Origin of the sequence: uncultured Metabacillus sp., assembly GCF_947503125.1 — a bacterium.
GTDB lineage: Bacteria > Bacillota > Bacilli > Bacillales > Bacillaceae > Metabacillus.
Genome location: NZ_CANNCR010000018.1, coordinates 38137 through 52516, shown reverse-complemented (window position 1 = coordinate 52516; position 14380 = coordinate 38137). Strand labels below are relative to the sequence as shown.

General features: G+C 37.3%; 18 protein-coding genes. 2 read left to right on the top strand and 16 right to left on the bottom strand.

From position 1 onward, the window contains the following. Positions 1–46: 46 nt before the first annotated feature. The 8 genes from Q1B07_RS13730 to Q1B07_RS13695 form a co-directional block, all read right to left on the bottom strand. Positions 47–1234 (bottom strand): MFS transporter, encoded by a 1188-nt coding sequence (locus tag Q1B07_RS13730; RefSeq protein WP_299090907.1) that lies wholly within the window; start codon positions 1232–1234, stop codon positions 47–49. Between the two features lie 536 nt (positions 1235–1770). Beyond that, positions 1771–2016 (bottom strand): hypothetical protein, encoded by a 246-nt coding sequence (locus Q1B07_RS13725; RefSeq protein WP_299090910.1) that lies wholly within the window; start codon positions 2014–2016, stop codon positions 1771–1773. 137 nt (positions 2017–2153) lie between these two features. Continuing rightward, positions 2154–3098 (bottom strand): sugar-binding transcriptional regulator, encoded by a 945-nt coding sequence (locus Q1B07_RS13720; protein WP_299090912.1) that lies wholly within the window; start codon positions 3096–3098, stop codon positions 2154–2156. A gap of 48 nt (positions 3099–3146) precedes the next feature. Then, positions 3147–3506, bottom strand: coding sequence for a PTS glucitol/sorbitol transporter subunit IIA (locus tag Q1B07_RS13715; protein ID WP_299090915.1), 360 nt, complete (start codon positions 3504–3506; stop codon positions 3147–3149). A gap of 43 nt (positions 3507–3549) precedes the next feature. After that, positions 3550–4566, bottom strand: a complete 1017-nt coding sequence (locus Q1B07_RS13710; protein WP_299090917.1) for a PTS glucitol/sorbitol transporter subunit IIB — start codon at positions 4564–4566, stop codon at positions 3550–3552. 18 nt (positions 4567–4584) lie between these two features. Next, positions 4585–5112 carry a PTS glucitol/sorbitol transporter subunit IIC gene (locus Q1B07_RS13705; protein WP_299090920.1) on the bottom strand — a complete coding sequence of 176 codons (528 nt, stop codon included), beginning with the start codon at positions 5110–5112 and terminating at the stop codon, positions 4585–4587. 20 nt (positions 5113–5132) lie between these two features. Further along, positions 5133–5552: a transcriptional regulator GutM gene (locus tag Q1B07_RS13700; RefSeq protein ID WP_299090922.1), complete on the bottom strand. Its 420-nt coding sequence runs from the start codon at positions 5550–5552 to the stop codon at positions 5133–5135. A gap of 109 nt (positions 5553–5661) precedes the next feature. Next, entirely contained in the window at positions 5662–6915 is a 1254-nt protein-coding gene (locus Q1B07_RS13695; protein WP_299090925.1) for an SAF domain-containing protein, read from the bottom strand. 277 nt (positions 6916–7192) lie between these two features. Between Q1B07_RS13695 and Q1B07_RS13690 the strand changes: the two genes are divergently transcribed. Beyond that, the gene (locus Q1B07_RS13690) at positions 7193–7411 is read left to right on the top strand and encodes a hypothetical protein (protein WP_299090928.1); all 219 of its coding nucleotides are present in this window, start codon (positions 7193–7195) and stop codon (positions 7409–7411) included. Between the two features lie 58 nt (positions 7412–7469). Then, entirely contained in the window at positions 7470–7892 is a 423-nt protein-coding gene (locus Q1B07_RS13685) for a cupin domain-containing protein (protein ID WP_299090930.1), read from the top strand. 102 nt (positions 7893–7994) lie between these two features. Here the strand turns inward: Q1B07_RS13685 and Q1B07_RS13680 are convergent, their stop codons facing one another. The 8 genes from Q1B07_RS13680 to Q1B07_RS13645 all read right to left on the bottom strand — a co-directional run bounded on the left by Q1B07_RS13680 (position 7995) and on the right by Q1B07_RS13645 (position 14334). Continuing rightward, positions 7995–8330 (bottom strand): bh protein, encoded by a 336-nt coding sequence (locus tag Q1B07_RS13680; protein ID WP_299090932.1) that lies wholly within the window; start codon positions 8328–8330, stop codon positions 7995–7997. 125 nt (positions 8331–8455) lie between these two features. Further along, positions 8456–9409, bottom strand: a complete 954-nt coding sequence (locus Q1B07_RS13675) for a sugar-binding transcriptional regulator (RefSeq protein WP_299090934.1) — start codon at positions 9407–9409, stop codon at positions 8456–8458. A 158-nt stretch (positions 9410–9567) separates the two neighbouring features. After that, the gene (locus tag Q1B07_RS13670) at positions 9568–10302 is read right to left on the bottom strand and encodes an SDR family oxidoreductase (protein ID WP_299090937.1); all 735 of its coding nucleotides are present in this window, start codon (positions 10300–10302) and stop codon (positions 9568–9570) included. Beyond that, positions 10299–10997, bottom strand: coding sequence for an SDR family NAD(P)-dependent oxidoreductase (locus Q1B07_RS13665; protein ID WP_299832918.1), 699 nt, complete (start codon positions 10995–10997; stop codon positions 10299–10301). The genes Q1B07_RS13670 and Q1B07_RS13665 overlap by 4 nt, the downstream gene beginning before the upstream one ends. Positions 10998–11034: 37 nt before the next feature. Then, on the bottom strand, positions 11035–12060 hold the full coding sequence (locus Q1B07_RS13660) for a zinc-dependent dehydrogenase (RefSeq protein WP_299090942.1): 1026 nt from the start codon (positions 12058–12060) through the stop codon (positions 11035–11037). Positions 12061–12064: 4 nt separating this feature from the next. Beyond that, a complete protein-coding gene (locus Q1B07_RS13655; RefSeq protein WP_299090945.1) occupies positions 12065–12490 on the bottom strand; it encodes a hypothetical protein in 426 nt (141 codons plus the stop codon). Between the two features lie 118 nt (positions 12491–12608). Next, a complete protein-coding gene (locus tag Q1B07_RS13650) occupies positions 12609–12887 on the bottom strand; it encodes a PTS sugar transporter subunit IIB (RefSeq protein WP_299090948.1) in 279 nt (92 codons plus the stop codon). A gap of 28 nt (positions 12888–12915) precedes the next feature. After that, on the bottom strand, positions 12916–14334 hold the full coding sequence (locus Q1B07_RS13645; protein WP_299090950.1) for a PTS transporter subunit IIC: 1419 nt from the start codon (positions 14332–14334) through the stop codon (positions 12916–12918). Between the last annotated feature and the right edge of the window lie 46 nt (positions 14335–14380).

The following is a 14380-nucleotide window of genomic DNA, read 5'->3' as shown; positions in this document are numbered from 1 at the left end:
AATTGTCATGATGTTCACCTCCATCGTAAATAGTAAAAAACTAGATTTATATTTTTTCGTTCATTTCTCTATTTTTAGTAAATGACATGAACGAATGATCATGTTGAGCCATTGATATCACTGCAGCTCCCAAAGCGGCAATAATAATTAAACCTCCAACTTGAGGGTTTAAGGCGACTGATCCTTTCTCGATCACAGCCCCTCCGATAAACGATCCAAAAGCAATACCAAAATGAAGGGCAGAATTATTTAAGCTTTGCTGAATCTCAGACGTTTCAGGAGCAGACTCGATTAGATAGCTTTGCATAGCAGGCGTAATCGCCCAGCTTAACATGCTCCAAATCATCATGACCGCTAAAAATAACGGAAGAGCGAAAGTCGTAAATGGAATGGAAAAGATGGCAATTCCAAAAACAACCGTCACAAACAAAATGGTAGGCTTTGTACCGAAGCGGTCAGCTAGAAACCCGCCAATACCTCCGCCAGCTACGGCAGCAACACCAAAGATTAAGTAGACAATACTTACCCATGTTCCATCAAGGCCAATCTCCATTTTTAAGTATGGAGTTAAATAGCCATATAGTGTTAAATGCCCTGCCAAAAATAAAAAGGATGTGAGCTGGGCAAATAATACCTTCCGATTCTTCAACGTACGAAGCTGAACCCTAATTGGTATGGCAGGCTTCGGATCAATTTTATCCATAAAGAAATACACACCGATTACTGATAGCAGTGTTAACGCGAGAATCAGAATGAATGGAGCCCGCCATCCAAATTCATTTCCTAACATCAAGCCGATGGGAACACCTAGCACAAGAGAAGCGCTGATTCCCATAAATACCACGCCAATTGCACGCGCCCGGTATTTTTCTGCGACAATGCTTGAAGCAATCGTTACACATAATACGACAAGCAAGGATCCGCTCGCAGCGGAAATAATTCGCGCAATTAACAGCATGCTATAGGATGGACTGAAGACAGCCAAGCCGTTCCCGATGAAAAAGATTAATAACGAAAGCAAGGTTAATCGCTTTCGCTCAACACCCGCTGTCATGGTCAATAAAACCGGTGCCGCAACCGCAAAAACAAGTGAGAACACTGTGATGAGAAATCCTGCTTTTCCCAGGCCTATATTTAAATCTGACGAAATTAAATCAAGGATCCCGCCGATTATCAATTCAACCATTCCAACAACAAACGAAACGATTGTTAATAAGTAGACACGTTTATCCATTCTCTTGCTCCCCTTTATCAAAGTTACTACTAAGATAGTAACCTAAAATAGAATTCTAAACAAGAGATAATTTAAAAAATGACAAAAATGGATAAATAAAAATGCTATAGGAGCAAATACAGTGGCTGATCTGATTTATTACGAGCTTTCCAGTAGAGGAGAAATCTTTTCATTGAACTCAAAAACTTTTATTGCCTGTCTAGTAATTAATCAAATAGATTTTAATTATAAAAACAGGATAATAAGCAATTGTAAATTATTTATTGCAACTGCATGAGAATTTATGATGTTTTTGCAAAAAATCCACAGATTGGAAAAATCAATAAAATAATCCCTTGAAAATTAGATATTCTCAAGGGATTTTATTGATTAATTTCGTCTTTCATTCACCTAGAATACATTTCCTTACTGCAAAGTTCGCAAAAACTATGATTTTTCAATTACTTGGATGGTTTCTAATTCACCTTGTCAAAAAATCGTTGAAGTTCATTTTGGAGTTGATGAAAAGAGGAAATAACAAATGAGAACGGCAAAGTTTATCGATCAAAATTATACCGCTCCTCTAGATTTTTTTCATACGTTTTTGCAAGTTGCACAATATCATGATCAACAACATTTCTACCTCTCATTTTTGTGATGATCTGATCTAAACATTCTATATTACTATCTATCTTTTGAACATCAGAAAAGAAATCGAGCAGCGCTTCGTTCGATTCTTTTGGACGTGCAAAATCAACCACATAAACTTTATTACGTAAAATCAGGTTGTATCTCGTCGTCATTTTATTCTTCCTCCCAATTTCTAGCTTACCTATATTTAGTAGTTCTATTATAACTGAATATTCAGTTAATTGTTGTTAAAAAAATTTTCCAAAAAAATTAGAATGGGACGATAACATTATTTCGTCCCATAATAAAGCTATACTTCCTCTAATAAGGCTTTTGCCGTTTGCTCATCAGTAACAAGAACATCTATTAGTTTCCCTTCCAATGATGCCTTTATAGCCTTAACTTTTTCCACTCCGCAAGCTACTCCAACAACTAGCGGAATATCTTTTAGTTTCTCTACTTCCAAAGCAATAACTTTTTCATTCCATGACACATTTGATGCCTGTCCATGCTCATTGATAAAGTTATAACAAATATCTCCGACTACATCTGATTGATCAAAATATTCTTGATGCTCCTGCCCTAAATAGGACTTTACCATTGTCGAATGTTCAGGAGTTCCGCCAATCCCTACAATCGCTATATTCGCTTTCGTACCTAAAGAAAAGATATTCTGGATTGAAGTTTGCCTCATAAAGATTTCTTTCGCTTCTTTCGAATCTACAACAACCGGAGCATGGAGGAGCTTATATTGAGCTTGCATTCTTTCAGCAAACGTAGCTGCTATATGATTGGCATGAATATCAACCCGCTCATTTCCCATTCCGCCAACTAGCGGGACAAACGTAACAGTTGGAAATTGCTGGTTGGTAGAAATCGCTTCTACCATTTCATGTATCGTCGTTCCAGACGAAACTCCAATGGTTTGTCCATCCCGGATGACTCTTAGCAGATATTTACCCGCTGCAGCTCCTACTCGAGCCTTTGATGATTCATTACCAAGGTTTGGAACACAAACCACTTCACGCAGCCCATATAACCGTTCAATCTTTCCTTCAAGCTGTCTAAAGGGGTGAATGGTATCGTCGTGAATAATAATTTCCACAATCCCAAGCTCTCGGGCTTTGGAGAGGTATTTCGAGATCAGCGAACGGCTTACCCCAATTTCGTCGGCAATCTGTGATTGAGTAGCCCCCTCCTCATAGTACATATGTGCAATTTTTACAAGCAATCTTCTATCTTCAAAAAAGGACAAATCAGCACCCCCTTTATTCCGTTCTTATCAATTCATGTCTAGGTGACATTACCCTTTAAATTCTATTACACTGCCATCTTTAAATTTTGGAAGCTCATAAGGACTTGCAAATACAGCTCCTGGAAGAACTTGTTCAGCTGGCTCTGAGAAATAAATTGAAATATGACCAAGTTCCTTTAGATTATTATTCGCTGCTGAACCTACAGCTGTAATGGTAAATTGTTGATCATCTACTTGAAGAATGCCTCCAACCTTAATTGGTTCATCTGAGCTATCTTCTTCGAATTCATGAATAACAGCTACTTCTTTTAGTTCTTGAGGTGCTTGAGGGCCAAATAAGATGACAATTTTTTCTTCTTCAAACGATAAGGCTAATGCTCCAATTTCTTTTACTATACTTTTATACATGTTCATTCCTCCATTTTAGATAGCATTCTACACTATTAAAAGTTTACTCATACATCCCAAAACTCGCAACATAAGCGATGACAACAGCAAGTACACCTGTGATTAAGCGACTGTACAATACAGCAGGCACCCCATATTGAACGGTTTCCGGTTTTGCTTCACCTAATGATAAACCAACCGGTACGAAGTCCGCACCAACCTGCCCATTTATAGCAAATAATGCTGGAAGGGCAAACTGTGGCGGAATGTTTCCAGCAGCAATCTGCGTACCAATCAACACCCCAATTACTTGTGCAATGACGGCACCTGGACCAAGCACTGGAGATAAGAACGGCAAGGTACAAACAAAAACAATGACGATTAAGCCCCAAAGTGAACCTGCCAGCGGTGATAGGAAATTCGCAATCACATCACCAATTCCAGTGTAATTGATGATTCCAATTAACATACTGACAAATGCCATAAAAGGAATAATGTTTTTAATCAACATGTCTACGGAATCACGGCCTGCTTGATAAAATGTTCCAGTAACTTTTCCAATGCCTCTTGAAAATTTCATTAAGAAATTATCATTGCTTTCTCGATTTTCTTTCTTTAACTTCTCATAGTTTTCTTTAAAGCTTTCTTTATCCTTAGTATCAAACTTAGGAGTTTCTGCTTCTTCTTGCTGGCTTGTTACAACTGTTGCTTCGTCAGCTAGTTTAATTTCTTTCTCCGTTACACCTGATACAAATATATCTTCTGTAATGTGTTTTGCTAACGGGCCAGATGGAGAAGAAGGCAAAATATCCACTGTTGGAATACGCTTCATTGGATATAGACCGATTCTTGCTGTTCCTCCACAGTCAATAACAACGCACATCATCTCATCTTCAGGTACAGAGTTTTTGAAGCCATCGACAGCTTCCGTTCCTGATAACTCTGCAATTTTCTTGGCAACAGGGTGAATTCCGCCACCTGTAATGGAAACAACCTTTACTTTTTTTCCTTTCGGTTCAATTCTAAGACCGACTCCCCAACCGCCTGAACCTTTATCAACAAAAATTGCTCGTTGTGTCATGATGATACCTCCTCGTAATTAAGAATTCGCTTCCATTTTTCTAGCAAGATATTTTGTAATCAACTCTGTGATTACTCCGCGCATCAACATAATGACAATCCCGACTAAGAAGTAACGAACCGCAAGTTCTGACATCGAATAGCCTGCTTCCGCTAAACCATTGGCGATTCCCAAATAAACAAAGAGCTCACCAGCATTAGCATACGGAAATAACGCTGTAACTGGATGTAAGAAGGATACTAAAGAATCAAAAAAGGCTGGTTTTTGTTTTTCTGGAACAAAACGACCAAATGTATAAGCCATTGGATTCGTTAATAACAAGATTGATAAGATTGGCATTAACGTATAACGTAAGATCATATATTTAGCAGCGAATTGAATAACTTTATTAACTCTCTCTTCCCCAACAAATTTAATAACAGCATACGTAAATGTTAATAAAACAACTAACGTTGGAACAATGCCAGTTAATAGACTCATAAATTGTTTTCCACCAGCATTAAACATTCCAATAAAATGTTCACCAAACCATTGAATCCATTCCATTATTTAAACACTCCTTCCCATTAAACCATGGAGATATTTTTTTTCGATATCGACAACAAGGCATTTTCAGCAGCTTTTGCAAGAGCTGAACTGATTGCTGGCATTTTTTTGCGCTTCTCCCCGCTATTTTCTTGAACACTATCTAGTACAGCTCCTACATGCTGTCCTTTATATTTCTCCAACTCTTTAAACTTTGATAATACCGAAAAACCATTTACGACATGACATTCTTGAATAATATATTGATTGTCCACCACTAGCATCGCAATCGCTCCAGGGCGGAATTGCCGTCTTTCCATACCAGAAAACAAATAATATCCCTCTTTCTGAGTGTAACGGCTTACAATCTTATCCATACTTTTTCGATAATAACGTACTTGTATAAAGGTTAGGGCATATTGAATGACTAATAAACAACAGAGAATAATGGCAATTTTCATAAAGAGCATCCACCCCTCATTTATGTTTTCTAAAAGGTGTTACAAAACTGATGGAAAGATTTGGCTTTGCAACACCCTTTATAGTTTTACAATACGATTGTACTTTCCCTTAAACTGTTGGGAATAACGTATCTTGAAGCGCTCTCAGCTTCCAAACTGTTGTTGAATGATCTAATTCAACATCGTCAGTTGTAAGGAATTGACCTTGACGAATATCCCTTTTCGCAACAACCTTTCCGCTGATGAGGCCGATTGGAATATGTCCGTTACGCTTCATTTCTTGATGTGTTTCAAGAACACCGCGTACGGAATAACCGCCAATACCATCTAATGTTTCACCAGCTTTGATATCACGCTTTGCAACCGTAACCGTATCTGAAATCGGTGCACCTAACGGATGAATCGATGAATCATGCTGTAAAACGGCTTTCGCAATTGTAATTGGTGTTTCTAAACTTGCTAAGTGATATGGGCGATATAGAATGTGATGGTCTCTTTCACCTTTTTTCAACAAATAATTTAATTCATGTGCTACACCTTCATTTTGTCCCTTTACAATGACAAATACCCCAGGTGCAAGACCGTCTACATATTCAACTACACCATATTGACTTAAAACTCCGCCTTTTTCTTTAAGATCTAAATCTTTTAATACAGAATCAAGATCCCCAGCAATACCATGCATTCCAACAACATCTGGAACAAATCCAATCGCATTGGACAATAAGTTCATTTCCGCCATCGTTTTCGTACCATCTTGGAACGCAGCCAGCATATGTGCTGCCATTTTATTCTTTTTAGCTTCTTCTCTTGCTGTATCTGGATTTGCTGTAACTCGTAATTTGTTATTCTTTCCTTTACCAGCAACTAATACTTCCATACCCATTGTTTTCGCAAACTCATATAACTCAAGTGTTGCTGCTGGCTCATCACCTGCTGACCCTGTGTAAACCAAGCCAGCATTTTTAAATTGTTGATGCATGATGGAACCGATTGTGATATCGACTTCAACATTTAATAAAACAAGGTGTTTTTTAGCTGTTAAAGCCTCTAAAGAAATATTAGCTCCAACTTCTGGAACACCAGTAGCATCAACAATTACTTCAACATTTGGAGAATGAATCACTTCACGAAAATCATTTGATACAACGATTGATTCTTTTCTTGCTGAATGTGATAGATAGAAATCTTCGGCTCTTTTTGCTGCCTCTAAATTGATATCACTAATTCCTGTAACACTCATCCCAGGAATCGTAGAAATTTGAGCAATCATTCCAAAACCCATTTGTCCAGCACCGATGACTCCTACTTTAATTGGTTCATTCGCACGTTCTCTTTCTAAAAGCTGTTGATAAATTGACATATTCTAATATCCTCCCTTTGTGTAAATCAAAAATATATAACTTTTGTTAATCTCAATAACACTTTTAAAACTGATACAACAATTATTCCTTTTAAGAACAAAAATAATTAATTTATAACATATGTTACAATCATTATCATTCGTTACAAGTTATGTGTTCATTCTAAAACGAAATGAAAGGGTTGTCAACAATAAAATTTGAAATAATATAGGTGAAAGGGTAAAAATATGATGTAGACGGGTTTCATTCATACATATTTTTAAGAGTGTTTATAAATTGCAGGAAGCTAAGGCAGCGTTCTTAAAGGGCTACTCTGGTAAACTTAAGCTATCAGAGGAGTTTTATGCTATTGGCCATTTGTTTTATCGTGAAATTCCGGTATATCGGCGAAATCCAAGTTTTATCGGCGTTTTTTACGATTTATCAGCGAAATTCCAATTTTATCGGCGTTTTTTACGATTTATCAGCGAAATTCCAGATTTCCCTTTTAAATAAATTTATAATGGAACCTATTTCAAAAATATCAGAGAATCGTTTACAAGGAGGAAGTAAGATGAAAAAGCAAATTCAAATTATTAGAGGAGAACAAATAGTAAAATCATTGGAAAATACAAGTAGACAGTACTTAGTAGGAAGGTTATCACGCCCTCAAGAGCTTGATTATATCGAAGATGATAAGTTGGAGATTGGGATTACTTCATATGATGAATATATTAGCGAATCTCCGCATTATCATACACAAGCTTATGAATATCAGTTTATTGTGAAAGGGATGACCGAATATATAGATGTAGAAACCGGAGAAGTATATACCTTTAAACAAGGCGACTTTTATGTGACACCTCCTGGAATTAAGTATGCACAACGTTCACAACCAGGTACCGAGATTTTTTTCGTTAAAACACCGCCAGGAAACGATAAACAGGTGATTGAGACGACGGATGAAATAAAAGAATGGTTACAAGGAGGAAAATAATAAAGCCAACTTGGATTGTTCGTTTAACTGAAACAAGGATACATAAAATAATCCACCGTTTTTTTGTTCAAAACGGGTGGATTATTTTTTATTAAAAATTAATTATTGCTTTTTCTTGTACTTTCTAATTATTTTTCTTGATTCGTTTAAATCATGCATTAACCGATAAGGTTTGCTGGCAATTCTTATTGGGAGTTTCGATAAAAAGCTGCTTAGATCCTTCTTATACTCACTCGTTATTCGAGATGGCTTTGTTGAGACGCGTTCATATATCTCTTTGTAAAATTCTTTCATAATATCCACCTTCAGCTCAACGATATGATGACATTCCTTGCATTCAATTCTGGTAATTTCATCATTAAGATATACGAGCACATGTGGTGTCTCATCATTGCAATAAATACAAAAAAGATTAGCATCCATCTCAGATCTTTTCAATGTTTATCGCCCCTTTTTCATCAATTGCTAAAGTAAAACTTTATTTCGCGATATTTCCCTACACTAATACTAAACATTAAAACTAACGCTATACAATAAAGCGAATCTTTGTCATGGTTATTATACTATAGGTCCCCCACTCTTTCTAAAAGAGCTGCTGCTGTTGATTCATCAATGATTAACACGTCAAGGCAGTGGCTATTTAGTGCTCCTAAAATACTTTCAACTTTATTTAATCCTTCTGCAACAGCAATAACATCATCAATTTCCTTTAGTTCTTCCAAGGTTATTCCAATCACCTTATCATTTATAGGGTGATTGATTAACCTTCCATTTATATCGACAAAGCGGGATGAGATATCACCCACGGTTTCCACCTTTTTAAATTCCTCTAATTCTTTTGCTGTTAAGTAACCGATTTTTTCTAGGATGGAATCATGATATGGGTTTCCAATGCCGACAATAGCCATATCAACATTTTTTCCTTCTTCAAGGACATATTTAACGTCTGTCATATCCACTAACCGTTCTTTTAATTCCCCAGACTCAATAAAAGCCGGGACATAAAGATACGAGCACGCTGCATTCATTTTTTTCGCCAATTCATAAGCTAATTGATTAGCATGAATTTCAACATGCTGACTTCCCATTCCTCCTACTAATGGGACAATTTTCATATGCTCTCTTCTTTCAAACGGGTATTCCTTCACAAACTCCGCTAACGTCGTTCCCCAGCTGATTCCTATCTTTTTTACACGCTTTAAATTTTTGGATACGTAGTTTGCTGCTGCCTGACCGACTGCTTTTTTGCTTAGCTCTTTGGAACTTGTATTTGGAACAACGACAGCGTCCTTTAAGTTAAATCTTGTCTCAAGTTTGTTTTCAAGCTCAACTGTATGTAAGCTTTCATCCTTAATAAACACTTCGACGATTCCGTATTCCTTAGCTTTTTGCAGATGCTTCGAGATAACAGGCCTTGATACTCCAACCCTTTTCGCAATCTGCTCCTGAGTTAATCCTTCTATATAATACAAGCTAGCCGTTTTCACTAGCTGTCTTCTTTCTTCCCAGCTTAGCATAGCTTCACCTCAAGCCTTTGATTATATGTTTTAGTTCTATCATATCGTATTTACTGGTTGGACTGCTATGGTAAGAGTGTGTTTTTATACCAAAAAGAGAAAACACCTCTCTTTTAATAAATAGGGAGGTGAACTTCATCTCTTATTGCTGTTCTATATTAGGAGCTTTTATACGTTCTCCCGCCATCTAATAAGATAACTTGCCCATGAATGTACTTAGCTTGATCACTGCATAAATATTTAACAGCACTCGTAATATCGGAAGGCTTTCCCAATCTCCCGATAGGAATTTCATTTGTTAATTGTTGCTTCGCTTCATGTGAAGGATATAGTGCATCAAGCATTTCAGATTCAATCACTCTCGGTGCCAAAACATTAATAGTTATCCCCAACTTACCTAAATCTGTTACTAATGATCTCATGAATCCGAATGCTCCCCCTTTAGAAGAGGCATAGTGGATTCCACCGCCGGATCCTGTTATGGCAGAACCCGATCCTATAATGACGACACTGCCTCCAAATTCTAAAAAAGGATAAAATGACTTTATACTATAAAATAAACCATGCAAATTAACGGCCATCGTCTTCTTCCATGTTTCCCAATCAATTTCTTCAAATTTTATTCGCTTTGTAATCCCTGCTGAGTAGACCAGAAGATCAATTGTTCCAATTTGCTCCTTTACTTGCTTTGCTAAATCTTCAATGCTCTTCCATTCGCTAGCATCTGCTTCAAAAACAAAAAGTTTATTTTCCTTTCCATATTCATTCTTCATTTTGGTAAGAGCCTGTTTATTAATGTCAGCAATCGCCACCGTATTGCCTTCCATTACGAAACTCAAAGCAATGTCCTTACCAATACCAGCCGCTCCCCCAATAACTAAAACATTCTTCATTTTATGGTGGCCTCCTTGCCTATAAAAAGAGTTTCCCCATTTACCAAACATGTAGAGGATGAGCTTAAAAGTAAAATCATATTGGCTATTGTTGCTCTGATGTTCTTTTTAATCTGTTCCGATAAGGATTCATCATGAAGTTGAACAGAAGGAGAAATGGTATTGACCCTAACTCCTTTTTCTTTATATTCTCTTAATATCCCTTTTGTTAACGAGTCTAGAGCACTTTTTGTTGATGCATAATGGGGACCTATTCCTCCGGTCTCAGCTGCTTGGGAGGAAATATTAACAATAACTCCTCCTCCATTTTCCACCATTAAAGGTATAATCTCCTGGCAACATAAAAACGGAACATCTAAATTAACCGCAAAAGTATCTAGCCATTCCTCAGGTGTTAATTCGTGTAAAGATCTTGGAGAAGCAATCTCTGATAAATTAATAAGGATATCTATTTTTCCACTCTTATCCAATATCTCTCCGATTAAGGATTTTACTGTGTAAGGAGTTCTTAAATCACCTGTTATTGTTTGTATTTTACTACCATCAGTGCGAAGTTTAGTAAGAATCTCCTCAACCAAATGGTCTTCATTAAATTGGTGTTGCCATACATAAGCACCTGCTTTTTCAAGCATTTCACAAATCTCGATACCGAGATGATCTGCCACACCTGTGACCAGTGCTACTTTATTATTCAAATTGAAATGATACATGGCACCCTCCATTATTTGTAGATTATGGTTTTATTAACACCTTTAGAACCTGTTCACTAGGATCATGTGCACATTCGATCGCCTCGTTTAGCTGGGCTAGAGAAAAGCGATGAGTCACCATTTTTTCAACATCAAATACTCGATTTCTTAACATTTCCAAAGCAACCTGATAATTATATGGATTAGAGGAATAGGAGCCAATAATCTTAACTTCATCATTAAAGAATCGTGCTGCTTGTACCGGAACCAATTCGTTTTTAAATGGAGCAAAAACTAATATGGTTCCTCCCCTTGCTACACATTCCATCGCTTGAGGCAAAAGGGACTGGATCCCTGCTGAAATGATCGCAATATTTACGCCCAATCCATCTGTTATATCCATGATCTGTTGAACGACATCCTCATTCTTGCTATCAATCGCATAATCTGCACCAAATTCTAACGATTTATTTAAGCGATATGGGTTAATATCACTTACCATTATTTTCCCTGCCATTAAATACTTTGCAATTTGGACTTGCATACAACCAATTTGACCAGCACCCATAATAAGTACTGAATCACCAGGCTGAAACAATATGGACTCAAATCCATGAAGGCAACATGCAATTGGCTCAACCAAGGCACCTTCTTCATAGCTCAAATCCTCTGGAATTTTTCCCATTGTATGTTTAACATGTAATGACGGGACTCGTATATATTCTGAAAATCCACCAGGATCAAGATTTGTTTGCTTAAATTGCGGGCATAAGCTATAAGATCCTTTTCTACAATAATGGCATGTAAAACAAGGAACATGGTGTGCAACAAATACCCTGTCACCAACCTGATAACCATCTACTTCACTTCCAATCTTGACAATTTCTCCTGAAACCTCATGTCCTAGTACGGTTTTAGGAGGTACTGTCTTCTCCAAAGCCTTATGAATATCTGTTCCACATAAGCCACAGGCATGCATTTTGAGTAAAACTTCATCTTCTTTTATTAATGGAAGAGGCATCTCCTGAAATCGAAAGTCACCTTTGTCATAATAAACAGCAGCCTTCATTCTTTCACCCCAATTGGCCAAATTTTGTTTGTAAAAAGTTCAGCAGCTCCTTATAGCCATGCATTTTGTTTGATATCCAATACCTTCCTCCGAATAAACGATATTTCCCAATTCTTATAAAGGATTTTCCAGCATATCCGTAATTTTTTACTGACAAACCTTCAATGTCCTCCCAAAGATATTCATGCTTTCTGCCGAACCCCTCAAAGATAATTGAATTGGTTGTAACGGTAACAGAAGAAGGATTATGAAGACCCATTAATGTTGATAACAAAAGAAGCGGCATCGTGATGATAAGTAACTGATAGAATGGAAGAGGACCTTCCATTAAACTTCGATAAATGGCCCAAAGAAATAAGCCCATCATTAAAAATACAGGCAAAATAATAGAAACCCAAAGATCTGGTTTGCTATAAACATATTTTTTCATGACCATTCCTCCAGTTTTATTCTAAACGGTGCTCAGGTCCACACTAAGTAAACTCCTTTTCCTTAGTAGACCGAGCACCTTGGTTTATAAATGGCTTTCCACTACTATGAAGCAAATATTAATCAAGATATTCGATAATTTTTTTAATATCCTCCTCTACTCCTACCCCTGTAAGGAAAGAAAGTGTATGAATAACAGGCTTACTTCCTACCCCGCTTACTGGTGTAGTTGTCACAATAAGGTCTGCTCGTTCAGCCTTAGATGGGACCTCTGAAGCTTTACATTGTTCAACTACCACGTCATACCCTTTACTCTTTAAAACCTCCTCTACCTTTTTTGCTACTACTGTTGAAGTTGCAACTGCTGTACCACAAGATACTAAAATACGTTTTGCCATGTTTGTTTCCTCCATTCCTCATTTTCTTTTATAGACTCTTTGTATTTCCGTTAGCCTCAATTACTTGCTCAGCCTTTAATGTTACTGGATCCAATCCCATCTGTTTTGCATATTGTTTTTTGATATCATTCCGAACCCAAAACCATAGTAATGCATAGGCAATTGCAGCAATAATAGCACCTATAAAATATGGATTACTTGGATCTAATAAGCGAACAATAATCCATGGAATAACATGTGATCCTAAATCGATGCCAGAAATGCTGGTAGCTCCTTCTGGGAAGTCAAATCCAACAGCCCTGCCCATCGTGGTTGCCAAGTCTGCAAGATTGGTAGCTATAAAGAATACAATCATTAACGTTACGATACTATTAATGATCCCCCTAATGATATTTCCTCTTGCGGCTGCAACCGCCCAGACAACTGTGAATGGCAACACAGAGAAATCTGCAAACGGCAACATTCCATTGTATGGAAGGGTAACAGCCAGAAGAATGGTAATTGGGACCATGATTAACGCAACGGCCATGTTTGATGGTGTGCCAATTACGATTGCTGTATCTAATCCGATATAGACATCCTTTCCTGGAAACCTTTTATTAATCATTTCCCTGGCACCTTCGGAAATTGGAATAAGCCCTTCCATTAATAAAGCAACCATTCTAGGCATTAAAATTAATACCGCTGCCATTTGAACTCCCAGCATTAATACGCCTTTCACATCATATCCACCAAGTAAACCGATAATCATCCCTAGTACTAACCCCATAACAAGCGGTTCTCCAAAAAGTCCAAATCTTTTACTTAATGTTTCTGGATCAGCATGAAGTTTATTTATACCTGGAATTTTATCGAGTATTCGATTACTAGCATACGTAATCGGTGCAAAATTAACTGTTTCAGAATGAGCCATTGAAACACCATTTAATCCGAAATGATGCTCGACTGCAGGTGCGGTCCAATCAGCTAATTTAAGCGTAATAGCTGACACAATTAGTCCCACTACTAATGCTAAAACCATGTTGTCATAGGCATAATAGGTTACAGATGCCGCAAAGATTAAATGCCAAAAGTTCCAAATATCTACATTAAGTGTCTTGGTTACATTTAGTGAAAGCATCACTACATTTAAAAGTAAAACTAATGGAATCATAAGTGGTGCAACTGGTGTTCCAAATGATATTGCAGCCCCAATTGGCCAGCCGACATCTAATATATCCAAATTTAGACCTAAAGAAGTCACCATAGCCTGTGCGGCAGGCCCAAGAGCACTAGTTAAAAGACCAATAACGAGATTCACACCTACAAACCCAATTCCGATTGTTACACCTGCTGTAAATGACTTTTTAAACCCTTGTTTAAGCAGCATTCCAAAAATCGTCATAATAATCGGAAGCATGATTGTAGGACCCAAATCCAAAACAAAATCAACAGCCTGTTTAATCATTCATCCACCTCCTCAGTATAGATAGCGCTTACATTTTTAACGCCCT